The following is a 22,874-nucleotide window of genomic DNA, read 5'->3' on the forward strand; positions in this document are numbered from 1 at the left end:
CGCCGCACCGACCCGGAGGTCGGTGCGGCGTGTGCTCAGGCCTTCACTTCGTTCAGGCCTTCTTCGTCTCCCAGAAGATCTCCGCGATCTCGTCGATCTTGGCAAGCAGCTCGTCGGCCTTGCCGGCGTCGAGCTCGCCCTTGGTGCCGGAAGCACCGGCCAGCTTGGTGGCCTCGTTGACCAGCGTGTGCAGCTGGGGGTACTTCTCGAAGTGCGGGGGCTTGAAGTAGTCGGTCCACAGCACCCAGAGGTGGTGCTTGACGAGCTCCGAGCGCTGCTCCTTGATGAGGATCGCGCGGGTGCGGAAGTCGGGGTCGTCGTTGTCGGCGACCTTGGCGATGATGCCCTTGATCGACTCGGCCTCGATGCGCGCCTGGGCGGGGTCGTAGACACCGCAGGGCAGGTCGCAGTGGGCCGAGACCTCGATGGTCGGGGCGAAGAAAGTGCGAAGCATGTGCAACCTCTCGAACGTCGGGGAATTGCTCTCCTGCGACACTACTCCGCGTGGAGAGGCGTCGGCAGCGGGGTCCCGCCCCTCGGGGTGGACGCTCCGGACCCCCGTTCGGGACGGCCGCCGTCCGGGGTCGTTCGATGCTCCCGACGCTGCGCGAGGGCGACCTGCTCCTCGTCCGGTACGGCGCCTCGCCCCGGTCCGGCGACCTCGTCGTCGCCCGGTTCGCCGACGGCACGGTGGCGGTCAAGCGCGCGGTCGAACGACGTCGTACGCGCTCCGGCGCAGCCGGCTGGTGGCTGCTGAGCGACAACCCCGGCGAGGGCGTCGACTCGCGCCACCGCGGACCCGTGCCCGAGGCCGACGTGCTGGCCGTCGTACGCCTGCGGGTGTGGCCTTCCCCACGCATGGGACGCAGGCTCCCGGGGCCCTGACCTGTGCCAGTATCCCGGGCATGGCTTCGCACCCGCACGCCGGCGACCCCGTCTTCGACCTGCACGTCGGCGGCAAGATGGAGATCCACTCGACGGCCGCGCTGACCGGGCCCGACGAGCTGTCCCTCGCCTACACCCCCGGTGTCGCGCGGGTGTGCGAGGCGATCGCGGCCGACCCGTCGCTGACCCAGTACTACACGTGGGTGCCCAACACGGTCGCCGTCATCACCGACGGCACCGCCGTGCTCGGCCTGGGCGACATCGGCCCCGCCGCCGCGATGCCGGTGATGGAGGGCAAGGCCGTGCTGTTCAAGCAGTTCGGCGGGGTCGACGCCGTGCCGATCTGCCTCGACACCACCGACGTCGAGGAGATCATCGAGACCGTCGTGCGCCTCGCGCCGAGCTTCGGGGGGATCAACCTCGAGGACATCTCGGCGCCACGGTGCTTCGAGATCGAGGCCCGGCTCAAGGAGCGCCTCGACATCCCGGTCTTCCACGATGACCAGCACGGCACGGCCGTCGTCGCGCTGGCCGCGTTGACCAACGCGCTGCGCCTGACCGGGCGCGACGCCGCGACCGTCCGCGTGGTGGTGCAGGGCGCCGGTGCCGCCGGGGTGGCGGTGGCGCGCATCCTGCTCGAGGCCGGCATCAAGGACATCGCGGTCCTCGACCGGCAGGGCGTGCTCAACTCGGCGCGGTCCGACCTGACCCCCGTGAAGGCCGCGCTCGCGCGCGACACGGCCGACCACTTCGGGCGCAGCGGCACGCTGGCCGACGTGATGGCCGGTGCCGACGTCTACATCGGCGTCTCGGGCGGACAGGTGCCCGAGGAGATCGTGGCCTCGATGGCCGCCGACGCGATCATCTTCGGACTGGCCAACCCGACCCCCGAGGTGCACCCCGACCTGGCGCACAAGTACGCCCGGGTCGTCGCCACCGGACGCTCGGACTTCCCGAACCAGATCAACAACGTCCTTGCGTTCCCCGGCATCTTCCGCGGCGCCTTCGACGTCCACGCCACCGCCATCACCGAGGGGATGAAGGTCGCCGCTGCGACCGCCCTCGCCGAGCTCGTCGGCGACGACCTCAGCGAGGACCTGGTCATCCCGTCGCCCTTCGACCCGCGCGTGCCGGGAGCCGTGCGCTCCGCGGTGGCGGACGCCGCCCGGCGCGACGGGGTCGCCCGCCGCTGACCGGCCCGCCGGCCGGGCGTCGTGTCTGGCAGCATCGGGACATGGAGATCGAGGTGGCGGAGACGGACCGCCTGCGCTTCGACGACGGGACCCCGGTGCGGGCGGCCTCGGCGGTCGTGGCCTTCGGTGACGGACACCTCGTGGTCTCGGACGACGCGACCTACGCGGCGTGGTCCCGCCCGGACGGTGGCGTCACCCGGGTCCGCCTCCTCGCGCCCGTGGACGGGCACGAGGAGTTCGACGAGGAGTCCGGCACCAAGCACCTCAAGCCGGACCTCGAGGCGGCGTGCCGGGTGTCGGTGGACGGCGTGGAGGCGGTGCTCCTGATGGGATCCGGGTCGTCCTCGCGACGGATGCGGTGGTGCCTGGTGCGGCTCGGGGACGACGGCGAGCCGGACGTCGTGGTCGCGGACATGACCGGGGTGTACGCGGTGGTCGCAGCCACGTTGGACGTCGAGCCCGACGAGCTGAACCTCGAGGGTGCGTGCGTCGTCGGGGACAGCCTGCGGTGGTTCCACCGCGGACTGCCGTCAGCAGGTCTGCCGTCAGGAAGCGTCGACCTGGACCTGGCGGCAGCCGTGGCGGGCGCGCGTGGCGAGGTGGGCGCAGCCGACCTGAGGGTCTCGCGTCCTCGTCGCTACGACCTCGGGTCCGCGGACGGCGTCGGTCTGGCGATCACTGACGTCGTCCACCTGCCGAACGGTGACCTCGTCGCCAGCGCAGCGGCGGAGGACAGCCCGGACGCCCGCGACGACGGCCCCGTGACGGCGACGGCCCTGGCGCTGCTCCGTGGCGACCTGGTCGCCGCGGTGGTGCGACTGCCCCGCCACCAGGGGAGCGTGCTCAAGGTCGAGGGGCTCACGGTGCTGGAGGCCGAGGCGGGGCTGGTGACCCTCCTCGCCGTCACCGACGTCGACGACCCGGACGCCGCCTCGTGGACGGCTCGCATCCGCGTTCGCCTCTGAGGCGGGCCGACGCGCGACACCGACGCGCTCAGAACCCGATCGACGGCTCCGGCGCGACGGTCGTGCGCATCGCCCGCGCGAGGTCGGCGTACGACCCCGGGCGGTGCTCCTGCACGAGCCCGGCGCGGAGCAGCCCGCCGATCGGGTGGCCGAGGTAGCCGGCGCCGAGGACGGACACGTCGAGGGCGAGGTCGGCCTCGGCGTCGGTGCGCGTGGCCGAGCCGGCACCGGAGGAGGCCGTGAGCCGCCAGCGACCGGCGTTCCAGGGGGCGTAGCGGTCGGACACCTCGACGACGACGTCGCAGTCGGCCTCGTAGGAGCGCAGCGGCCAGGCGGCCTCGACGTCGACGAGGCGGACCCAGGTGCTGTCCCAGGTCTGGAGGCTGCCGGTGCCCCGCGGTCCGCCGATCCAGCCCAGGAGCGGGTCGTCGAGACCGACGTTCTCCAGCTTGGTCGTGCCCATCAGGTCGAGGTCGACGACGCGGCGCGCGAGGGCGAGCCGCGCGGCGGGGTCGCCGCAGAAGGTGCCGACGACCACGGTGCCCGACGGGCGCGCGTTCTCCCACTTGTGCTCCCGCCGCAGGCCGGTGAACCCGACGTCCTGACCGTCGCGGCGGGCGAAGAGGATGCGGCGCCGCTCCTTGTCGCGCAGCTGCTCCGGCGGCTCGTGGGCCATGAGGGCGAAGAAGTCCGGGGAGCCGACGATCGTGCCGGGGAAGTCCGGCGCTGCGGCCAGCTGGCAGGCGCGCATCCGCTCGGTCACGCCGGGGGCGGCCATGTCGAGCAGGTGAGTGGTGGTCGCGGCGGCCTCGGCCTCGAGGTGGGGAGCGGCGGTGAACGTGGTGCCGCGGCCGAGGGCGACCTGGTGAGTGAGGACCGCGGTCCCGTAGCCGAAGCGCCCGTAGATGGCCGCCTCGCTCGCGTGGAGCGCCGAGAGGGCGGTCCCGGCGTCGCGGGTGCGGGCGAGGTGGTCGGACATCATCGCGGCGAGGACGCCGCGGCGCCGCGCGTCGGGGTGCACGCCGACCCAGGTGAGGCCGGCGATCGGCACGACGGAGCCGCCGGGCAGCGACATCTCCATCGGGCGTACGCCGTAGATCCCGCTGTGCAGGTCGTCGGGCCCGTCGGGCAGGTCGACCACGAACCGCTGGTCCGCCGGCAGCCCGAGCCGCAGGTGCTCGGCGTCGGCGTCGGTGACCTCGCCGAACCAGACGAGCTGGTCGGTGGCCAGGTACTTCGCGGGGTCCTCCGAGGGACGTACGTCGATGCTCACGCAGCCAGCCAATCGGTCGTCACCAGGACCCGCAACCGGATAACGCGTCCCGGCACGGCGAGCATTTCCCCGAACGGGTCGACGCGGGCTCGGTCGCCACGGGGATACCGTCTGGGCAGACCTGGTGCCCTGCTGCGAGGAGGCCCCGTGGGGATCGTGCTGCGCATCGTCGTGGGTGGCCTGCTCGTCGCCCACGGATTGGTGCACCTGATGTGGTTCGTCTCCGCGAAGGACGCCTCCTGGCCCTTTCGCCTCGACCGGTCGTGGCTCCTCCCCGAGCAGGCACGGCGGCCCGTGGCGATCGCCCTCATCGCCGTGGTCGTCGCCGCCTTCGCGCTCCTGGGGCTGGCCGTTTGCGGTGTGCCGATCCTGGCCTCGACGTGGGTGGGCCTGGCCGTCGTCGGCGCCGTCGCCTCGCTCGTGGTGCTCGTCGTGTTCTGGGACCGTCAGCTGGGGTGGGGGGTCGCGATCGACGTCGCCATTCTCGTGGTCGCGCTGTGGCAACCGGGGTGGACCGATCGCCTGGACTAGCGAGGGTCCTCGTCCCCGTCGCTCGGGCCGCCGGACTCCATGAAGCGCTTGAGGCCCACCCAGTTGCGACGTTCCCAGCGCGGCCCGACGAGCCGCAGCACCGGCGACAGGGCCCGCCACCGTCCGACCAGGTGCATCTCCCAGTCCCACGAGAGGAGCGTTCCTCCGCCGCTCTCCTCGAAAGTCAGGTTGCCGTCGACGTTCATGTACGAGGACGTCACGAGGTTGTGCAGGTGGTGTGGGCGGTCGTAGTCGAGGATCGTCAGCGTCATCTCGCCCCGTGACCCCATGCTCCTGGGGTCGGCGACGAACTGAGCGCCCGCGCCGACGGGGCCCTGGCTCGTCATCCGCGCCCGAGCGATCCGCGGGTTGTACCGAGGCTCGTTGCGCTCGTCCGCGACCATGTCGAACACGGCCGCGACCGGGGCGTCGATCTCGACCTGGCCCGCGATGCGCGTCATCTGGCTGCGTCCTCCCCACGATGTTCCACTGACCTCATCGTGAACGCCGACCTCGCAGTGACGGCAGGGTCGTTCGGCCCGACACGAACCCCCGACCGGACCACCATCGCGACTCGCTAGGGTCGGGACATGTTCGCTGTCTACGCCGAGTCCTTCTCCTCCGACGACCCGCTCAGCGGCCTGGTGGTGGGGGAGCGGCCCGCCCCCGAGGCGCCGGACGGGTGGACGACGGTGACGGTGAAGGCCGCCAGCCTCAACCACCACGACCTGTGGTCGCTGCGAGGCGTGGGCCTGCGGGAGGAGTCGCTGCCGATGATCCTCGGCTGTGACGCCGCGGGCGTCGACGAGGACGGCAACGAGGTCGTCGTCCACGGCGTCATCAGCGACCCCCGGTGGACCGGTGACGAGGCCGACGACCCGGGCCGGTCGCTGCTCTCCGAGCGCCACCAGGGCACCTTCGCCGACCAGGTGGTCGTGCCCCGTCGCAACCTGGTCCCCAAGCCCGCCTCGCTCTCCTTCGAGGAGGCGGCGTGCCTGCCCACCGCATGGCTGACGGCTTACCGGATGCTCTTCGTGCAGGGCGGCTGCACGCCCGGCGAGACGGTGCTGGTGCAGGGTGCCGGTGGCGGCGTCGCCACCGCGCTCATCACGCTCGGCCGCGCGGCGGGCCTGACGATCCTCGCCACCAGCCGCGACGAGGCCAAGCGCCAGCGTGCCCGCGAGCTCGGGGCCCACGAGGTGTTCGAGTCGGGCGCGCGCCTGCCGGTCAAGGTCGACGCGGTGATGGAGACCGTCGGCCGGGCCACCTGGACCCACTCGGTCCGCTCGCTGCGCCCCGGCGGCCGCATCGTCATCAGCGGCACGACCTCGGGTCCCGACGTCGACGACGCGGGCCTGACCCACGTCTTCTTCAAGCAGCTCTCGATCATCGGCTCGACGATGGGCACCCGCAAGGAGCTCGACCTGCTGGTGAAGTTCCTCGACGCGACCGGCGCCCGGCCGCTCGTCGACCGGGCCATCCCGATGGAGCAGGCCCGCGAGGGCTTCGCCGCGATGGCGGAGGGCGACGTCTTCGGCAAGATCGTCTTCACCCGATGAGCCGTACGCACGTCCTCACCGGAGCCGGCTCGGGCATCGGGCTCGCCCTGGCGCAACGCCTCACCGAGCGCGGAGACCGGCTGGTCCTGATCGCCCGCAGCGACGCGCGCGCGGCGGAGCTGGCCGAGACCTTCCCGCACGCGCAGCTCCTCGTGGCCGACCTCGCCGACCCGGGCACGCTCAACGGCGTCGGCCGGCAGGTCGACGGTCCCGTCGACTCCGTCGTGCACGTGGCCGGCGTCGTGGAGCTGGCGCCGGTGGAGCGGCTGCGGCTCGCGGAGTGGGAGGAGCAGATCACGGTCAACCTCACCGCGCCCGCGGTGCTGACGCGCGAGCTCCTGCCCCACGTGCGCAGCGCCCTCGGCACCGTCGTCTTCGTCAACTCCTCGGCCGGGTTGAGTGCCGGCGCCGAGTGGTCGGCGTACGCCGCCTCGAAGTTCGGCCTGCGTGCCTTCGCCGACGCGCTGCGGGCCGAGGAGGTCGAGCACGGCGTGCGGGTCAGCACGGTCTACCCCAGCCGCACCGCCACCCCGATGCAGGAGAAGGTGCACGAGCAGGAGGGCCGGACCTACGACGCCTCACGCTGGATCAGCCCGGAGACGGTCGTCGACACGATCCTGCACGTCATCGACCTTCCCGCCGACGCCACCATCCCCGACGTGACGGTCCGTCCCGTCGTCCCGCGTCCGGGCACCTGACCCACGACCGGTCAGACCGGCTCGAGCACGAACACCCGGATCCGCCGGCTCTGCCCCACGCGCTGCCGGTAGCGGGCGTAGCCGGGGTAGAACCGGGCAGCGAGCCCGAAGACCTCGTCCGCCTCGGCGGGCGTCGCGGGCCGCGCGACCACCTCCCGCGAGGCGCCGCGGTAGGTGAGGGTCGCTCGCGGGTCGGCCTCGAGGTTGAGCGCCCACGCCGGCGTCGCGGCCTGGCCGAAGTTGGTGCCGAGCAGCGCGAGCCCGCCGGCGTACGGCGTCGCGATGAGGTGGCTCGTCCGGCGCTGTCCGGACCGGCGCCCGGTCGTCGTGACGTCGAGGACCTCGAGGCCGGCGAGCAGGCCCGGGGCGCTGCGGCGCCCCTTCGTGAGGCGACCCACGACGTCGTCGATGCGCCTCAGCACGTGGGAGAACACCCAGCCGCCCGCGCGGGTGCCGGCGCCCCAGCGGACCACGCGGTGCACGGGGTTGCCCGACGCGTGCGTGTAGCCGAGGTCCACGGCCAGGTCGCGCGGCACCTCAGACCCCCTCGTGCCTAGTCGTCGGGGTCGTCGAGACGGGCCAGCCAGGTGGCCAGCCGCTCGATCGGCACCTCGAAGTCGGGGTGCGCGTCGACAAAGGCCTGCAGCTGCTCGGCGAGCCACGCCAGGGTGACCTCCTCGTCACCCCGGCGCCGCTCGAGCTCCTCGATCCCGCGATCGGTGAAGTACACCGCTGCTCCTCCGGCCCCGGCTCAGTAGTCGTGGCCGGCGGCGCGGGGGGACTCGAAGGCCGCGTCGAGCAGCGTCTTCTGCTCCTCGACGTGGCGCTTCACCGTGCCCACCGACGGCGACGCCGACGCAGGACGCGTGATCGGCTCGACGGTGAGGTCGAGCTCCGGCCACACGTTGAGCTGGTAGTGCGGCCACGGGCCCATGTTGCGCGGCTCGTCCTGCACCCAGCGGATCGCCTTGAGGTTCGGGTACGTGGCGATCTCGGCCCTGATCTCCTCGACCGGGTTCGGGTAGAGCCGCTCGATCCGGCCGATGGCGAACGCGTCGCCGTTGTCGCGCTTGGACCGCTCGACCATGAGGTCCCACGTCACCCGGCCCGAGCACATGATGAGGGTCTCCACCTTGTCGCGGTCCGCGGTCTCGTCGCCGATGAACGCCCGGAAGGTGGTGTCGCCGACGAAGTCGGCCGGCTGCGACGCCGCCTCCTTGCGCTTGAGCATCGACTTGGGGGTGAAGACGATCAGCGGCCGGTGCTCCTCACCCAGCGAGTGGCGACGGAGCAGGTGGAAGTACGACGCCGGCGTCGAGGGCTGCGCGACGACCATGGCGTCCTCGGCACACATCGTCAGGAAGCGCTCGATGCGCGCCGACGAGTGGTCGGGGCCCTGGCCCTCGTAGCCGTGGGGGAGCAGCAGGACGACGCCCGACTGCTGGCGCCACTTCGTCTCACCGGCGGAGATGAACTCGTCGATGACGGTCTGCGCACCGTTGACGAAGTCACCGAACTGCGCCTCCCACAGCACCAGCGCCTCGGGTCGCGCGACGGAGTAGCCGTACTCGAACCCGAGGGCGGCGTACTCGGAGAGCAGCGAGTCGTAGACGTGGAACTTCGCCTGGTCCTGGGTGAGGTTGGTCAGCGGCGTCCACTCGTCGGCGTTGACCCGGTCGATGATCGTGGCGAACCGCGAGACGAACGTGCCGCGGCGCGAGTCCTGGCCGGCCAGGCGCACCGGGCGACCGTCCATCAGCAGGGAGCCGAAGGCGAGGATCTCACCGGTGCCCCAGTCGATCGGGCCGTCGGTGATCGCGGCGGAGCGGCGCTGCAGCTGCGGCATCACCTTGGGGTGGACGGTGAAGTTCTCCGGCGGGGTGACGTAGCTGTCCGCGATCCGCTTGAGCACCTCGGGCGTGACGGCCGTGGAGAACTCGCCGGCCGGCTTGTCCGGGTAGTCCGGGACCGTCTTCCACTCGGTGGGCGCCTCCGAGCTCGCCTCGCGCACCTCGGTGAACACCCGCTCGAGCTGCTGCTGGTAGTCCTTGAGGACCTGCTCGGCCTCGTCGATGGTGATGTCACCACGACCGATGAGCGACTCGGTGTAGAGCTTGCGCACCGACCGCTTCTGCTCGATGAGGTCGTACATCAGCGGCTGGGTGTAGGACGGGTCGTCGCCCTCGTTGTGACCGCGGCGGCGGTAGCACACGAGGTCGATGACGACGTCCTTGTTGAACGCCTGGCGGTAGTCGAAGGCGAGCCGGGCGACGCGGATGCACGCCTCCGGGTCGTCGCCGTTGACGTGGAAGATCGGCGCCTGCACCATCCGCGCCACGTCGGTGGCGTAGAGGGACGAGCGCGAGGAGCCAGGCGCGGTGGTGAACCCGACCTGGTTGTTGATCACGACGTGCACGGTGCCGCCGGTGCGGTAGCCGCGCAGCTGCGAGAGGTTGAGCGTCTCGGCCACGACGCCCTGGCCGGCGAAGGCGGCGTCGCCGTGCACCAGCAGCGGCAGGACCGGGAACTTCTCGCCCTGGTCGAGGAGGTCCTGCTTGGCGCGGGCGATGCCCTCGAGCACCGGGTTGACCGCCTCGAGGTGCGAGGGGTTGGCGGCGACGGACACCTTGATCTTGTCGCCCGAGCCGGCGAGGAACTCGCCCTCGGCGCCGAGGTGGTACTTCACGTCGCCGGAGCCCTGGACCGTACGCGGGTCGATGTTGCCCTCGAACTCGCGGAAGATCTGGCTGTACTTCTTGCCGACGATGTTGGCGAGCATGTTGAGCCGGCCGCGGTGGGCCATGCCGATGGTGACCTCGTCGAGGCCGGTCTCGGCGGCGGCCTCGCAGATCTCGTCGACGAGCGGGATGGTGGTCTCGCCACCCTCGAGGCTGAAGCGCTTCTGCCCCACGAACTTCGTCTGCAGGAACGTCTCGAAGGCCTCGGCCTGGTTGAGCTTGAGCAGGATCCGGAGCTGCTCCTCCCGGGGCGGCTTCACGTGCGGCTGCTCGACGCGCTCCTGGATCCACTTGCGCTGCTCGGGGTCCATGATGTGCATGTACTCGATGCCGGTGGTGCGGCAGTAGGAGTCGCGCAGGATGCCGAGGATGTTGCGCAGCTTCATGAAGCGCCGGCCCTCGCCGCCGAACGACCCGGTCGCGAACTCGCGGTCGAGGTCCCACAGCGTGAGGCCGTGCGACTCGATCTCCAGGTCGGGGTGGCTGCGCTGGCGGTACTCCAGCGGGTCGGTGTCGGCCATGAGGTGGCCGCGGACCCGGTAGGCGTGGATCAGCTCGAGGATCCGCGCCTGCTTGACGATGTCGTCGTCGTGGGTGGCGACCACGTCGCGGGACCAGCGGATCGGCTCGTAGGGGATCCGCAGCGAGCGGAAGATCTCGTCGAAGAAGCCGTTCTCGCCGAGCAGCAGGCCGTGCACACGCTTGAGGAACTCACCCGACTGCGCACCCTGGATGACGCGGTGGTCGTAGGTCGAGGTCAGCGTCATCGTCTTGCTGATGGCGTTGCGGTTGATCGCCTCGTCGGAGGCGCCCTGCCACTCCGGCGGGTACTCCATCGCGCCGACACCGATGATCGCGCCCTGCCCGGCCATCAGCCGCGGCACCGAGTGGACGGTGCCGATGCCTCCGGGGTTGGTCAGGGACATCGTGGTGCCCTGGAAGTCGGCGACGGTGAGCTTGCCGTCGCGGGCCTTGCGCACCATCTCCTCGTAGGCGGTCCAGAAGGCGGCGAAGTCCATCGCCTCGGCGCCCTTGATGTTGGGCACGAGGAGCTGGCGAGTGCCGTCGGGCTTCTGCATGTCGATCGCGAGGCCGAGGTTGATGTGGGCCGGCGTGATCAGGTTGGGCTTGCCGTCACGGAGCTCGTAGCCGACGTTCATCTCGGGCATCGCGCGCAGCGCCTTCACGAGGGCGTAGCCGATGATGTGGGTGAACGACACCTTGCCGCCGCGGGCGCGGGCGAGGTGGTTGTTGATGACCGTGCGGTTGTCCCACAGCAGCTTGACGGGGACCGAGCGCACCGACGTGGCGGTCGGGACCGACAGCGACGCGTCCATGTTGGCCGCGGTGCGCGCCGGGGCGCCACGCAGCACGGTGTAGGTCGGCTCGTCGTCGGCGGGGGAGGGCGCGGCGGGCTTGGGGTCCTTGGCGACCGGGGTGCTGGAGCCCTTGGCCGGCTCGTCGGCGGCAGCCTTGGGACGCGACGTGGCGGTCGCGGGCTTGGCCTGCTCGGCGGGCTTCGCCGGCGCCTTCGCGGGTGCCTTGGCCGGAGCCTGCGAGGTGGCCGGAGCTGAGGTCTGCGCCGAGCTCTTCGCCGGGGCCTGGGCCTGCGGCCGGGTCTGGGTGCTGTTCTGCGTCTGGGTCTTCTGGGAGGACGGGGCGGGGGAGGCGCTGCCGTTCCCGAAGTAGGACGCCCACTCCGGCCCCACGCTCGCGGGATCCTTGTCGTACTGCTCCTTCATCTCCTCCACGAGCCACTCGTTGGCTCCCAGGTCAGATGATGGTGCAACCGAGGACTGGTTGCCGGACTGCCCGTTCGGGGACTGCGCCACGCTTGTTTCGCCTCTTCCAGATGTGATCGCGCGAGGATTGACCAAGTCGACGACAAGGCTAGTCGCACACGCACGCAAATGCAGGGCCGGGTTCGGCTGGTGAGGCATGGTGTCGACCACACCCCCACGTCGTCCGCTCGATCCGCCTGGAGCTCTCCATGCCCCGCCCCTCACCAGGCCGCGTCCACCACGCCCACCGCGCTCGCCGCGTCGTGGGGCTCGCGCTCGTCCTGCTCGTCCCGTTCGCCTCCGCCTGCCAGTCCACCTCCGAGCCGTCGGCGGCGCCGGAGCGGCTGAGCCGGTCCGACTCGCGGGCGTCCCTGGCCTCCCACCCGGAGCCGACGAAGGTCGGCATCCACCGCGTCCACGGCCGTCTCCCCGTCGCGCGTCGCAAGGCCGTGCGTACGCAGGTCGGGGCCGTCGTCGACCGGTGGTGGGAGGCGGCCTACCTCGGCGGCTCCTACCCCCGCAGCAGCTTCCCCTCCGCGTTCCCCGGCTTCACCGACGCCGCCGAGGAGCGCGCCCGCGCGGACAAGGCCCTGCTGACCAACCAGGTCGCCGGTCCGCGCATCGACTCGGTGACCGCCCGCAAGCGCGCGGTCACCCTCGACATCCTCGCCGCCGGCCGGCAGGCGCGAGCAGTGACCGCGCAGTTCGTCCTCGCGTTCGACACCACGGGCAGCAGGGCCGGCACCACCACCGTGCGGGGACGGCTCTTCCTCACCCGCAAGCGAGGCGCGTGGCGCGTCTTCGGGTACGACGTCGCGAAGGGAGCCCGGTGATGGGACGGACCATGAGGCTCGCGCGGACGGTCGCCCTCGTGGCGGTGCTGGCCGTCACCGCGTTCGTCGTACCCACCTCGGCGGTCCAGCAGACCGAGGTCAGCCTGGTGCGGATCCGGCACGCCCAGGGCGTCGCCACCGGCGGCGAGGACGTCGTCTGGATCCTCGGCGTGGGCTCGGACGCCCGCCCGGGCCAGGCCATGACCCGGGCGCGGGGCGACGCCCTGCAGCTGGTGGGCATCAACACCCGCACCGGCGCGGCCACCGCGATCGGCGTGCCCCGTGACTCGTGGGTCGCCATCCCCGGCCACGGGCGGGAGAAGATCAACTCCGCCCTCTACTTCGCCGGGCCCCGCGGGATGGCCGGCGCGATGCGCAACCTGGTCGGCATCGAGCCCGACTACGTGGTGGTCACCCGGTTCCCGTTCTTCGAGGACATGGTCGACGACATCGGCGGCATCACCGTCACCAACCCGCGCCGCTTCACCGACCCCAACCTCAAGAAGGAGGGCTTCGCTCGCGGCCGCATCCGTCTCGGCGGCTACGACGCGATGGCGTTCTCGCGGATCCGCTACGACCTGCCGGGCGGGGACTTCGACCGCTCGGCCAACCAGCAGCGCACCCTGCGCGGCATCCACGCCCGCATCCGGGCGCAGGCCGACGTGCCCGGCTTCATCGAGCGCGGCGTCATGACGGTGATGGCGCACACCGACACCAACGCCTCGCCGGCCGAGCTGTTCGAGATCGCCCAGGCCGTCGCGCAGGTCGACCCGCGCAGGATCACCACGTGCGTCGTGCGGGGGCGGATCGGGTTCGTGGGCGCCGCCAGCGTGGTCTTCCCCGACGTGGCGCAGGCGCGGCGCCTGGGGCGCGAGGCCCGGCAGGACGCCACGCTGCGCGGCTGCTGACGGTCAGGAGCCGTAGATCCGTCCCGCGGTGCGGGCCAGGTCGATCACGACGGCGTCGGAGTAGAGCTTGATCCGCAGCCCGATGACCTGGGAGCCGCGGTAGCCGGTGTCGACGAGCTGGCGCTGGATCTCGCCGACGCCGTTCGGCAGCTCGACGACCTCACCGGGCGCCGGGACCGCGACCGGCTGCCCGGCGACGGTGATCGAGCCGACGCCGGTCGACACCTTGGAGCCGACCCGCTTGCCGGCCCTCTGGCGCATCGCCGCCCGTGAGCTCACGTCGGTGATCACCAGCTGCGCCGTGGGGATGGTGACCGTGCGGATGGCCGTGCGCGACCAGCCCTTGGCGACCTTGCCCCGCTTCTTGCCGGCCTTCGCGCGGAACTGGTCGCCGTTGACCTGGTAGGTCACGCCGTCGAGCTGCACCGGCACGGGGACGAGCTGGGTGGCGTGGGGGACCTGGTAGGTCTGCGTCCGGCCGCGGGTGCCCTGGCAGGGGAGTGCCTTGTGCTGGACGTTGCCGAACCGCAGGGCGCCCTGCAGCGCCTGGTAGTCCATCGCGGTGCCGCCGGAGCGGAACACGCCGACCGGGGCCGGGCCGCCCATCCGGACGCGCGCGGTGCCGAGCTCGACGAGCTGGCGGCGCTCGCCGGCCGTGACCTCGATCCGCAGGGCAGAGGCCTGGGACTGGGCGTTGTGGCTGTTGGCCCGACCGTTCTCGTAGCCGAGCGCGATGGTGCCGAGCCCGGGGATGACGATCGGCCCGGTCACGTCGCTGAGCACCTGGAAGACCTGCTGGGCGGTCTGCTGCGTGCCGGTGAAGACGGTGTCGGTGACCTGGTCCAGCGGGGCGAGGAGCTGCTGGAGCTCGGGCGGCAGCTGCTCGACCACGGTGTTCTCGAGCAGCTCGAGGGAGATGCTGGCGAAGGTGAACCCCTCGTCGTGGCCGTAGCCCCGCGGCGTGTGGAAGGCGTGGGCGGTCGTCCGCAGGCCCTTGATCACCAGGCGGGGCGTGGTCAGCGGGCCGACGGTGCCGCCGACGCTGATGTCGCCGATGGTGTTGGTGCCACGGACGCCGTGCGTCTCGCCGTCGACGTACGTCTCGGTGCGGCTGGTGCTCGCCGAGACGCGGATCAGCGGGTTGTCCGGGACCGACACGGCGCTCTGCTGCTCGACGACCTTGCCGGCCGACCGGGTGCACAGCTGCTGCGCGTGGGCGTCCTTGAGGTCGAGCGCCTCGACGCTGTCGGTCACCAGCTTCACGCCGTAGACGTCGCCGCGGTAGCCGAAGCCGGTGATCTGGTCCGCCTGCGCGACGCGGGCACCGGCCCCCGCCTGCGCCGGTGCGGCACCGGTGGACAGCGCGAGCGCGGCGCTCAGGCCGAGGCTGACGGCGGCGACGAGCCGTCGCTGGGTCTTCTGCATGTCCCCTCCCAGGGTCTGCGGGAGCGACGCCCGACCGTCCGAGTGACCGCCCGGTAGCTCCCTCGCCCGCTCAACGACGGGGAAGCGGATTGGTGACGGCCGTCACCAAGGGAGGGGACGGGCGCCCGCGGAGGCTCCGTGACGAGCCCCGGGCCGGACCTATCCGGGATCAGGTCCAAGGACCCTGTGACGGGCCCCTGCGTCTCCCGATACTGAGACTCATCACGCGGCGCGCGGTCGCACGAGGCACCGCACGTCTCGGTGTGCAGAACGGGGGATCCGATGGTCCAGGAAGTCTCCACACCCCGCGCCCCGGAGGCCGGTCCACCTGCGTCGGAGGTGGTGGAGGAGCGCCCCGCCGGGCCACCGGGCTCGGCCGTCGGCGCCGGACGCGTGCCGCTCGACCGGTTGCTGACCATGGCCACGCTCAGCCCCGCTGAGGCCACCTTCGTGGCGTGTCGTCTGCTGGAGTCCACTGACCTGCCGCGCCCGGTCGACGGGGCACTGCCCCACGACGACCGTCGGGACGACGGTTGGGAGGTCGCCCTCACCGCCTCCGGAGGTGTGGAGGCCACGCCCGCCGGGCCGCGTTCCGGGGCCGCCGTCCCCGAGCTGCTCGGACAGCTCGTCCGCAGCGCGCGTCGGCTGCCGGCCCATCCGGCCGCGGGGCAGCTGGCGCTGCTTCGCCGGCTCGAGGAGGCGGCCGCCGAGACCGGTGCCGAACCGGGCGCGCGGGCCGGCAGTCTCCGACGGGCGCTGGTCGAGACCCTCGGCGCAGACGCGTCCGAGCGCCTGGTTGTGCAGCTGGCCCACCTCGTCGACGCGTACGTCCACGTGGCGGCGAGCACCACGGCGCAGCCGCGTGTCGCGGCCGGGGCGGGTGTGGTGCAGCCCGGTCGGGCTCCCGGCGCCGACCACGGTCGCGAGGGCCGGCGCTGGGCCATCGCCGCGCACCGGCCCGCCGGGCGGTGCTCGCCGTCCTGCTCCTGGTCGTGGCGGTGGCGGGCAGTGGCTACGTGCTGACCCGTCGCGCCGACGACGCGAGCGCCGGCTCCGGCGGCGGCCCCGCGACCGCTGCCCCGTCAGGGAAGGCGTTCCCCGGAACGACGCCGAAGTCCGCACAGCAAGCGTCGTCCCGACCTCGCGCCCGTGTCGAGACACTCGCGCCGCGGCAGGCCGGTGTCGTCACCGGCGTCGAGCTGCGGCGGGCAGGTGCCTGCACCCCGGGCGCGCTGTGCGCCGTCACCGTGACGACCCGCTTCCGCCCGGCCACTTCCGCGCAGGTCGTGACCTGGCGGGTGGGCACGGCGACGTCGTGCAACGGCAGCGTGACCTGGTCGGCCCCGGTCAGCGTGACCGCGCAGCCCGGGTGGACCAGCGTCTACGCCAGCTCGTCGGTCCCGGTACCCCGGGGGCGCTCGGTGGCGCTGGTCGCCACGACGACGGCACCCGCGCGCGCCCAGTCGCCGCCGGTGCCGGCCACCGAGTCGTCACTGCGCTGCTGACCGGCCATGCTCAGCGTCGAACGGGGAATGCTGGGCGGACGCCGGTCCCGCCCGGGGCCGGTCCGGCCGGCGCGGCTCCCCGTCGCACACCTCCTTGATCCGCTCGCCGTGGGCGCCGTCGCGCTCCTCGCCGTGCTGGGGCTGGCCAACCTCGCAGCGCTCGGTGACCAGGCGGCCGTCCGGCACCAGCTGGCGGTCCTCATGGGCGGGGTGGTGCTGTTCGTCGTCCTCAGCCGGTGGCGTACGGCCGGCCTGCGCTGGCTGGGGTGGGGCTGCTACGCGCTCAGCGTGCTGCTGCTGGTGGCGGTCGACGTCGGCGGCATGTCGGTCAGGGGCGCCCAGCGGTGGATCGCCCTGGGGCCGTTGTCCATGCAGCCGTCCGAGCTCGCCAAGCTGGGCCTGCTCCTGGCGCTGGCCCTGGTCCTGGGCAGTGAGCGGTCGTGGCCGCGACGCCTCACGACCGCGCTGCTCGTCGCCGCGCTGCCCATCGGCCTGGTCCTCCTCCAGCCCGACCTCTCGACCGCGCTGCTCCTGAGCGCCGTCACCGCCACCATGCTGGTGCTCGGCCGGGTCCCGTTCAAGGTGCTCGTGCCGTGCCTCGTGCTCGCGGCACTGGCCCTCCCGTACGCCGTGCAGCTGCTCCACCCCTACCAGCAGGAGCGGCTGCACGTCTTCCTGAGCGGGTCGACGGACGCCGACGGGCCCGGATGGGCGATCCGGCAGATGCACATCGCCCTGGCCTGGGGTGGCCTGACCGGCGGTGCCGACCACCCCCTGCACCGGCTGGTGGGGCTCTACCTGCCGGACCGGCACACCGACCTCGCCTTCGCCAGCCTCGTCGAGCAGTTCGGGATCCTCGCCGGCGCGTCGGCCGTGCTCGCCGCGGCCGTCCTCGTCTGGCGCGTGGTCGGCATCAGCCGCCGCACCCGCAACCGTCCCGCGGGGCTGGCCGCGGCCGGTTTCGCCGCGCTCGTCGGGGTCGAGGTCGCGGTCTCCGTGGCGGGCAACCTCGGTCTGGTCCCGACCGCCGGGGTGCCGTTCCCCCTGCTGAGCTACGGCGGCACGGCGGCCGCCGTGCACATCGCGGCGCTCGGGCTGGTGCTCGCGCTGGGCGCCGACGGGGAGACCCACCGCCTCTGGGTCCGCGGCCGCCCCGACGCGACGCGGCCACGACTGCTGCGCACTGCCGCCGTCGCAGCAACAGGCCTCCTGGTCGCGATGGTCGGGTTCGCCTGGCAGCTGCAGAGCGCGCAGGGGTCCCAGCTGCGTGAGGCGGCGCTCGACCAGATGCTGCGCTGCACCCGCGTGCCCGCGGCACGCGGGGAGATCACCGACCGGCACGGGACGCCGCTCGCGCTCGACGTACGACGACACCGGGTGGGCGTCGTGCCGGCCCTGGTGCGGCCCGCCGACGTGCCCACCCTCGCCGCGCTCACGGCACGGCCCGAGACCGGCCTGCGTCGCCAGCTCCACCGGCACCGGGCGAGCCGCGACCTCACCGTCGCGTCCCTGCCGGTGGCGGCCGGTCGACGCGTCCGCGCCGCGGTGCTGCCCGGTGTCTTCGTGGTCCCGGAGGCCCGTCGGCGCTACCCCGCCGCGGACGTGCTCGGCCCGGTGCTCGGCTGGACGGGCGTCGCCACCCCCGTGGAGATGGAGCGCTGGCCCGACCTGGCCCTCGGGGCGATCGCCGGCCGCGCCGGCCTCGAGCAGGTCTACGACCCCGTCCTGCGCGGCACCGACGGGCGCCAGTGCGTGTACGTGACGCCGGCCGGCACGCCCATGGCGATGGGCCCCTACACCCCGCCGCGTCGTGGGCAGACCTTGCGGCTCACCGTCGACCTCGGCCTGCAGCGCGAGCTCACCCGGTCCCTCGACGCCGTGCTGCGCAGCAGGCCCGGACAGCCGCTCGGGGACCTCGGTGGAGCGGTGCTCCTCGATCCCCGCAACGGGCAGGTGCTCGCCACGGCCAGCCGGCCGGCGTACGACAACCGGATCTTCGGCCCGCCCGTCGACGGTGCCGCACTGGCCCGGGAGGCACGCCGGGCCGGGAGCCCGATGCTCGACCACGTCACCCAGGTGGCGGCACCGCCCGGGTCGACGTTCAAGCTGGTGGTCGCTGCGGCCAGCATGAGGGACGGGACGGTGCCGCCGGACCGGGTGCTGCCGGGTGGCGGCTCCTGGACGCTGGGCGACCACGCCTTCGGCAACTGGATGTCCCTGCCCGCGCAGGACCTGCCCGACGCGATCTCATGGTCCAACAACGTGTACTTCTACCAGCTCGCGTGGGCGATGGGCCCCGAGCCGATGATCAGCACGGCGCGGAGCCTGGGCGTCGGCCGGCCGACCGGCATCGACCTGCCCGGGGAGGTCGGCGGCTACCTCGGCACCCCGGCCTCGGTCGCCCGCGACGGCGGGACGTGGTTCCCCGGCTCCACCGTGATCCTCGGCATCGGGCAGGGCTACCTCACGGTGACGCCGCTGCAGGACGCCTTGTGGACCGCGGGCATCGCAACCGGCGCCGTGGTCACGCCGCACCTCGGCCTGGCGTACGGCGAGGGGCGGGACCGGTCGGCGCTCCGGTGGCCGCGGCCGCGCCGGCTGCCGTACGCCGACAGGCTGGGGCCGGTCCGCGAGGGCATGGCGCTGGCCGCGACGGCCGGCACCGCCAGCATCCTGCGGGCCCTTCCCGTCCGGGCCGGCGCCAAGACCGGCTCGGCACAGGACCCGTCCGCGCCCAACGGTGCGCCGGACTCGTGGTTCACCGCAGCCGCCCCGCTCGACCGCCCGCGGGTGGTGGCGACGTCGTTCGTGCGCGGCGGCGGCCACGGGGTCAGCACGTCCGGGGCCGTCGTGCTGCCGGTGCTGCAGTACTTCTTCGCGCACGAGGAGGACATCCTGCGGACGGGACCTCCCGCCAGGCGGCCGTGATCAGCCGGCCTCTCCGTGATCAGCCGGCGTCGAGGAACGCGTCCTCGTAGGCACGGACCACGTCGGGGTCGGCCAGGCAGCGGGCCGCCCCCTCCGCCACGCAGGTGAGCGGCCGCTCGGCCATCCGGACGGGGAACCCCAGCGCCGACTCGACCAGCTTGTCGAAGCCGCGCAGCAGGCTGGAGCCGCCGAAGACCACGACCCCCTCGGTGAGGATGTCGTCGGCCGCCTGTGGCGGCAGGTCGTCCAGCACCCCCGCGAGCGCGGTGATGATGGCGTCGGCCGTGGGCTGCAACGCCTCGAGGACCTCGGCGGACTCCATGGTCTTCAGGCGCGGCCGGCCGGTGGCCAGGTCGATGCCCTGCACCACCGTGGAGAGGCCCTCCTCGGCGTCCACGGCGCACTTCAGGGCCTCCGCGGTGAGCTCGCCGACGAGCAGCTGGTGCTCGGCCCGCAGGTAGCGGTAGAGCGTGAGCGTCATCTCGTCGCCCGCGATCCGCGACGACCGGTGCGACAGGACGCCGCCGTAGCAGAACGCCGTGATCTCCGAGGTGCCCCCGCCGATGTCGAGGACCATGTGCGCCCGGGGCTCGAGGGGGTCGAGCCCGCAGCCGACGGCCCCCGCGATCGGCTCGGGGATCAGTGCGGACTTCCGCATCCCGGCCTCGTCGGCCACCTCCAGCAGGGCGCGCCGTTCGAGGGCGGTCGCACCGGCGGGCACCCCGATGACGGCGCGGGCGCCGATGCGCTGCCACGCGGGAATCGCCACCTTGTCCATCAGCGCGGCCATGAACGCCCGTGCGGCCTCGAGGTCGACGATCACCCCGTCGTGGAGCGGACGCACGGCGGAGAGCCCGACCGGGCAGCGGCCCATCAGGTCGCGGGCCTCCCGTCCGACCAGCAGGGGCCGGACGCGCCGCGTCCTCGCCTCGGACGTGCGGACCACCATCACCGACGGCTCGTCCAGCAGCACCCCGCGGGTCCGGTGGCACACCACCGTGTTCGCGGTCCCGACGTCGATACCGAAACCACCACTCATCGTGCCCCCTGCGTGAGATCCAGGACCTGGTCCACGCTACGGCTCCGCCTCCGCCGTGACAGGGGTCTTTGGTCCCGGGAGCGAGGGGGACACGGGCGGGACAACGGCCGGGAAATGGGCAACGGACCCACGTTTCCGTAGGTCCGTCGTCGCCGATGTCGTGCGACATCGCAGGGCGCCTCCGGCAGGATTCGAACCTGCGGCACCTGGTACCGGAAACCAGTGCTCTATCCCCTGAGCTACGGAGGCCCGCACCGTCCCGGATCGCTCCGGACCTGGTGCGCGGTGAAGACTACCGGTCGCGCGGCGCGGTGGTGAATCGGCCTCAGCGCAGGGCGAGCGACCCCGAGGTGTCGGCCGGGAAGGGCAGGGCCTCGTGCTCGGCGATCCGGGCGTCGAGCTTGGCGGCGACGTCCTCGGGCCAGGGTGCGGTGCGCCGGTCCTCGAGCTCGATGTGGAGGAAGATCTCCTCGACCACGCACGCCACCTGCTGGTGGGTCTCGTCGAGCAGGTAGATGAGCACGTGGGCGGCCCGCTCGGAGCGGCCCAGCAGGCGCACCCGGGCCGACATCGTGTCGCCGGTGCGGAGCTCGTTGAGGTAGGTGACGTGGTGCTCGGCGGTGAAGCACGCGTGCCCGTGGGTCAGCGGCCACATCTGCGGGATGCCCACCTCGACGAGCGACTCGTCGAGGCCTTCGCTGGCGATGCCGATGTAGTGGCGGACGTTGAGGTGGCCGTTGATGTCCTCGAAGGGCATCGGCACGGGCTGCTCGACATAGGCCGGGAGCTGGATCAGCTGGTCGTAGGTGGGGTGCGTCGTCACGCCCCGAACCCTAGGGCAGGACCTGCTGCGGGTCGGTGGCCACGGCGTGAAACCGGTTCGGTCCCTGCTGCGCGGCGCCGATAGGCTTGCCCGGTGAATCCCGATCAGCTCTCCGAGACCATCGTCGACGTGCTGCAGGCCCTCGTGGCCGACGGCGCGATCACGCTGCCCGACGGCGTACCGACCCAGGTCACGGTGGAGCGACCCCGGCAGAAGGGTCACGGGGACTACGCCACCAACGTCGCCCTCCAGCTCGCGAAGCGTGTGCAGATCGGTGGGCAGGGGACCAACCCGCGCGCCTTCGCCGACCTCGTCGCCGAGCGGCTCCGCGCCGCCGACGGCATCGCGGAGGTGGAGGTCGCCGGGCCGGGCTTCCTCAACGTCACGGTCGAGGCCGGTGCGCAGGGCCAGGTCGCCGCCGATGTCGTCGCTGCGGGAGAGGCGTACGGGCGCACGCAGACGCTCGCGGGCCAGTCGATCAACATCGAGTTCATCTCCGCCAACCCGACCGGTCCGCTGCACCTCGGTCACACGAGGTGGGCCGTCCTGGGCGATGCGATCGGCCGGGTGCTGCAGGCAGCGGGTGCCGACGTGGCGCGCGAGTTCTACATCAACGACCGCGGCAACCAGATGGACCTCTTCGGGGCATCACTCGAGGCGGCCGCGCTGGGGCGCCCGATCCCCGAGGACGGCTACCAGGGTGGCTACATCGCGGACCTGGCCGCCACGATCGTGGCCGAGCGCCCTGACATCGTCGACCTGCCCGAGGGGGAGCGGCTGGCTGCCTTCCGTGAGGCCGGCTACGCGCTCCAGCTGAAGGACCAGCGCGACCAGCTCGACAACTTCAACACCCACTTCGACGTGTGGTTCTCCGAGCGCGACCTGCACGCCGACGACTCCCACGGCTCGGTGGCCGACACCCTGCGGGACCTCAAGGCCAACGGTCACCTCTTCGACGCCGACGGAGCGTTGTGGATGCGCACCACCGACTTCGGCGACGACAAGGACCGGGTGCTCATCCGCTCCAACGGGGAGCTGACCTACTTCGCATCCGACACCGCCTACTACCTGAACAAGCGCTCGCGCGGGTTCGACCACTGCATCTACCTGCTCGGCGCCGACCACCACGGCTACGTCGGCCGGCTGCGCGCGATGGCGGCCTGCGTGGGCGACGACCCCGAGCTCACCCTCGACGTGATGATCGGCCAGCTGGTCAAGATCATGCGTGACGGCGAGGAGCTGCGGCTCTCCAAGCGTGCCGGCACGATCGTCACCCTCACCGAGCTGGTCGACGAGATCGGTGTGGACGCGCTTCGCTACTCCCTGGCGCGCTACCCGGCCGACAGCCCGCTGACCCTCGACGTCGCCGAGATCACCAAGGCGTCGAGCGACAACCCCGTCTACTACGTGCAGTACGCCCACGCGCGCACCTGCCGGATGATGGAGAACGCCCACGACGTGGGGATGTCCTTGCCGGGTGATGACTTCGACCCGTCGCTGCTGGACCACGAGCTCGACGGTCGCCTGCTGCGGGCGCTGGCCGAGTACCCGCGAGTGGTCGCCAGCGCGGCGGAGCTGCGGGAGCCGCACCGTGTCGCGCGCTACCTCGAGGACACCGCCGCCGTCTTCAACAGGTGGTACGACACCAAGGAGTGCCGGATGCTGCCGCAGGGCGACGAGCCGGTCACGCCGACCAACGAGGCCCGCCTCGTGCTCGTGAAGGCCGTCCGGACCGTCCTCGCCAACGGCCTCGACCTGCTCGGCGTCTCGGCCCCCGAGAGGATGTGATC

Annotated in this window: 21 protein-coding genes and 1 tRNA gene; 12 read left to right on the forward strand and 10 right to left on the reverse strand. The window is 72.5% G+C overall.

The features are described from left to right. Positions 1 to 52: 52 nt before the first annotated feature. On the reverse strand, positions 53 to 454 hold the full coding sequence (gene sodN, locus ACNKF0_RS07060) for a superoxide dismutase, Ni (protein ID WP_299927870.1): 402 nt from the start codon (positions 452 to 454) through the stop codon (positions 53 to 55). Positions 455 to 591: 137 nt separating this feature from the next. Between sodN and ACNKF0_RS07065 the strand changes: the two genes are divergently transcribed. Genes ACNKF0_RS07065 through ACNKF0_RS07075 form a run of 3 tightly spaced genes read left to right on the forward strand, consistent with a single transcriptional unit; the run spans position 592 to position 3,043 of the window. Beyond that, a complete protein-coding gene (locus ACNKF0_RS07065; RefSeq protein WP_416956963.1) occupies positions 592 to 885 on the forward strand; it encodes a S24/S26 family peptidase in 294 nt (97 codons plus the stop codon). A 20-nt stretch (positions 886 to 905) separates the two neighbouring features. Beyond that, on the forward strand, positions 906 to 2,078 hold the full coding sequence (locus ACNKF0_RS07070; RefSeq protein ID WP_299927864.1) for an NAD(P)-dependent malic enzyme: 1,173 nt from the start codon (positions 906 to 908) through the stop codon (positions 2,076 to 2,078). A gap of 41 nt (positions 2,079 to 2,119) precedes the next feature. Further along, the gene (locus tag ACNKF0_RS07075; protein ID WP_416956965.1) at positions 2,120 to 3,043 is read left to right on the forward strand and encodes a DUF6910 family protein; all 924 of its coding nucleotides are present in this window, start codon (positions 2,120 to 2,122) and stop codon (positions 3,041 to 3,043) included. Positions 3,044 to 3,071: 28 nt separating this feature from the next. On the opposite strand, the gene ACNKF0_RS07080 is transcribed toward ACNKF0_RS07075, so the two are convergent. Next, positions 3,072 to 4,316, reverse strand: a complete 1,245-nt coding sequence (locus tag ACNKF0_RS07080) for a GNAT family N-acetyltransferase (RefSeq protein ID WP_416956967.1) — start codon at positions 4,314 to 4,316, stop codon at positions 3,072 to 3,074. A gap of 147 nt (positions 4,317 to 4,463) precedes the next feature. Between ACNKF0_RS07080 and ACNKF0_RS07085 the strand changes: the two genes are divergently transcribed. Further along, positions 4,464 to 4,847 carry a hypothetical protein gene (locus ACNKF0_RS07085; RefSeq protein ID WP_416956969.1) on the forward strand — a complete coding sequence of 128 codons (384 nt, stop codon included), beginning with the start codon at positions 4,464 to 4,466 and terminating at the stop codon, positions 4,845 to 4,847. Here ACNKF0_RS07085 and ACNKF0_RS07090 read toward each other — a convergent pair. Further along, the gene (locus ACNKF0_RS07090; RefSeq protein ID WP_416956971.1) at positions 4,844 to 5,308 is read right to left on the reverse strand and encodes an SRPBCC family protein; all 465 of its coding nucleotides are present in this window, start codon (positions 5,306 to 5,308) and stop codon (positions 4,844 to 4,846) included. The two genes, ACNKF0_RS07085 and ACNKF0_RS07090, sit on opposite strands and share 4 nt — an antisense overlap. Positions 5,309 to 5,437: 129 nt before the next feature. Between ACNKF0_RS07090 and ACNKF0_RS07095 the strand changes: the two genes are divergently transcribed. Together ACNKF0_RS07095 and ACNKF0_RS07100 are read left to right on the forward strand one after the other, a co-directional pair. After that, complete coding sequence (locus ACNKF0_RS07095) at positions 5,438 to 6,406, forward strand: zinc-binding dehydrogenase (RefSeq protein ID WP_416956973.1); 969 nt, start codon at positions 5,438 to 5,440, stop codon at positions 6,404 to 6,406. Beyond that, positions 6,403 to 7,104, forward strand: a complete 702-nt coding sequence (locus ACNKF0_RS07100; protein ID WP_416956975.1) for an SDR family oxidoreductase — start codon at positions 6,403 to 6,405, stop codon at positions 7,102 to 7,104. The genes ACNKF0_RS07095 and ACNKF0_RS07100 overlap by 4 nt, the downstream gene beginning before the upstream one ends. A gap of 11 nt (positions 7,105 to 7,115) precedes the next feature. On the opposite strand, the gene ACNKF0_RS07105 is transcribed toward ACNKF0_RS07100, so the two are convergent. Genes ACNKF0_RS07105 through ACNKF0_RS07115 form a run of 3 tightly spaced genes read right to left on the reverse strand, consistent with a single transcriptional unit; the run spans position 7,116 to position 11,584 of the window. Beyond that, positions 7,116 to 7,640, reverse strand: a complete 525-nt coding sequence (locus tag ACNKF0_RS07105) for a nitroreductase family deazaflavin-dependent oxidoreductase (RefSeq protein ID WP_416956977.1) — start codon at positions 7,638 to 7,640, stop codon at positions 7,116 to 7,118. A gap of 17 nt (positions 7,641 to 7,657) precedes the next feature. Beyond that, on the reverse strand, positions 7,658 to 7,834 hold the full coding sequence (locus ACNKF0_RS07110; RefSeq protein WP_299927847.1) for a DUF6104 family protein: 177 nt from the start codon (positions 7,832 to 7,834) through the stop codon (positions 7,658 to 7,660). 21 nt (positions 7,835 to 7,855) lie between these two features. After that, positions 7,856 to 11,584, reverse strand: coding sequence for a multifunctional oxoglutarate decarboxylase/oxoglutarate dehydrogenase thiamine pyrophosphate-binding subunit/dihydrolipoyllysine-residue succinyltransferase subunit (locus ACNKF0_RS07115; protein WP_416958442.1), 3,729 nt, complete (start codon positions 11,582 to 11,584; stop codon positions 7,856 to 7,858). 248 nt (positions 11,585 to 11,832) lie between these two features. On the opposite strand from ACNKF0_RS07115, the gene ACNKF0_RS07120 reads away from it, so the two are divergent. Next, positions 11,833 to 12,456 (forward strand): hypothetical protein, encoded by a 624-nt coding sequence (locus ACNKF0_RS07120; protein WP_416956979.1) that lies wholly within the window; start codon positions 11,833 to 11,835, stop codon positions 12,454 to 12,456. Between the two features lie 11 nt (positions 12,457 to 12,467). Beyond that, complete coding sequence (locus tag ACNKF0_RS07125; protein WP_416956982.1) at positions 12,468 to 13,364, forward strand: LCP family protein; 897 nt, start codon at positions 12,468 to 12,470, stop codon at positions 13,362 to 13,364. A 3-nt stretch (positions 13,365 to 13,367) separates the two neighbouring features. Here ACNKF0_RS07125 and ACNKF0_RS07130 read toward each other — a convergent pair whose 3' ends face one another. After that, positions 13,368 to 14,789, reverse strand: a complete 1,422-nt coding sequence (locus ACNKF0_RS07130) for a choice-of-anchor P family protein (protein ID WP_416956984.1) — start codon at positions 14,787 to 14,789, stop codon at positions 13,368 to 13,370. 282 nt (positions 14,790 to 15,071) lie between these two features. Here ACNKF0_RS07130 and ACNKF0_RS07135 point away from each other — a divergent pair, with 282 nt between their 5' ends. The 3 genes from ACNKF0_RS07135 (at position 15,072) to ACNKF0_RS07145 (ending at position 19,222) form a co-directional block, all read left to right on the forward strand. Next, positions 15,072 to 15,812 (forward strand): hypothetical protein, encoded by a 741-nt coding sequence (locus ACNKF0_RS07135; protein ID WP_416956986.1) that lies wholly within the window; start codon positions 15,072 to 15,074, stop codon positions 15,810 to 15,812. Then, positions 15,806 to 16,294, forward strand: a complete 489-nt coding sequence (locus tag ACNKF0_RS07140) for a hypothetical protein (protein WP_416956988.1) — start codon at positions 15,806 to 15,808, stop codon at positions 16,292 to 16,294. Before ACNKF0_RS07135 ends, ACNKF0_RS07140 begins: the two co-directional genes overlap by 7 nt. Before the next feature lie 108 nt (positions 16,295 to 16,402). Continuing rightward, positions 16,403 to 19,222 (forward strand): FtsW/RodA/SpoVE family cell cycle protein, encoded by a 2,820-nt coding sequence (locus tag ACNKF0_RS07145; RefSeq protein ID WP_416956990.1) that lies wholly within the window; start codon positions 16,403 to 16,405, stop codon positions 19,220 to 19,222. 19 nt (positions 19,223 to 19,241) lie between these two features. On the opposite strand, the gene ACNKF0_RS07150 is transcribed toward ACNKF0_RS07145, so the two are convergent. The 3 genes from ACNKF0_RS07150 to ACNKF0_RS07160 all read right to left on the reverse strand — a co-directional run bounded on the left by ACNKF0_RS07150 (position 19,242) and on the right by ACNKF0_RS07160 (position 21,084). After that, complete coding sequence (locus ACNKF0_RS07150) at positions 19,242 to 20,261, reverse strand: rod shape-determining protein (RefSeq protein ID WP_416956992.1); 1,020 nt, start codon at positions 20,259 to 20,261, stop codon at positions 19,242 to 19,244. Between the two features lie 176 nt (positions 20,262 to 20,437). Further along, positions 20,438 to 20,510, reverse strand: a tRNA-Arg gene (locus ACNKF0_RS07155). A 76-nt stretch (positions 20,511 to 20,586) separates the two neighbouring features. Then, complete coding sequence (locus ACNKF0_RS07160; protein WP_416956994.1) at positions 20,587 to 21,084, reverse strand: thioesterase family protein; 498 nt, start codon at positions 21,082 to 21,084, stop codon at positions 20,587 to 20,589. A 93-nt stretch (positions 21,085 to 21,177) separates the two neighbouring features. Here ACNKF0_RS07160 and argS point away from each other — a divergent pair, with 93 nt between their 5' ends. Continuing rightward, entirely contained in the window at positions 21,178 to 22,872 is a 1,695-nt protein-coding gene (argS, locus tag ACNKF0_RS07165) for an arginine--tRNA ligase (protein WP_416956996.1), read from the forward strand. Positions 22,873 to 22,874 lie beyond the last annotated feature (2 nt).

The organism is Nocardioides sp. T5, from assembly GCF_048161455.1.
Lineage (GTDB): Bacteria > Actinomycetota > Actinomycetes > Propionibacteriales > Nocardioidaceae > Nocardioides.

Coding starts and splice junctions, on each gene's coding strand:
- ACNKF0_RS07090 (WP_416956971.1), bottom strand. CDS start 5,308: ATGACGCGCATCGCGGGCCAGGTCGAGATCGACGCCCCGGTCGCGGCC.
- ACNKF0_RS07075 (WP_416956965.1), top strand. CDS start 2,120: ATGGAGATCGAGGTGGCGGAGACGGACCGCCTGCGCTTCGACGACGGG.
- ACNKF0_RS07095 (WP_416956973.1), top strand. CDS start 5,438: ATGTTCGCTGTCTACGCCGAGTCCTTCTCCTCCGACGACCCGCTCAGC.
- ACNKF0_RS07130 (WP_416956984.1), bottom strand. CDS start 14,789: ATGCAGAAGACCCAGCGACGGCTCGTCGCCGCCGTCAGCCTCGGCCTG.
- ACNKF0_RS07135 (WP_416956986.1), top strand. CDS start 15,072: ATGGTCCAGGAAGTCTCCACACCCCGCGCCCCGGAGGCCGGTCCACCT.
- ACNKF0_RS07065 (WP_416956963.1), top strand. CDS start 592: ATGCTCCCGACGCTGCGCGAGGGCGACCTGCTCCTCGTCCGGTACGGC.
- ACNKF0_RS07120 (WP_416956979.1), top strand. CDS start 11,833: ATGCCCCGCCCCTCACCAGGCCGCGTCCACCACGCCCACCGCGCTCGC.
- ACNKF0_RS07115 (WP_416958442.1), bottom strand. CDS start 11,584: ATGAAGGAGCAGTACGACAAGGATCCCGCGAGCGTGGGGCCGGAGTGG.
- ACNKF0_RS07150 (WP_416956992.1), bottom strand. CDS start 20,261: ATGAGTGGTGGTTTCGGTATCGACGTCGGGACCGCGAACACGGTGGTG.
- ACNKF0_RS07100 (WP_416956975.1), top strand. CDS start 6,403: ATGAGCCGTACGCACGTCCTCACCGGAGCCGGCTCGGGCATCGGGCTC.
- ACNKF0_RS07070 (WP_299927864.1), top strand. CDS start 906: ATGGCTTCGCACCCGCACGCCGGCGACCCCGTCTTCGACCTGCACGTC.
- sodN (WP_299927870.1), bottom strand. CDS start 454: ATGCTTCGCACTTTCTTCGCCCCGACCATCGAGGTCTCGGCCCACTGC.
- ACNKF0_RS07125 (WP_416956982.1), top strand. CDS start 12,468: ATGAGGCTCGCGCGGACGGTCGCCCTCGTGGCGGTGCTGGCCGTCACC.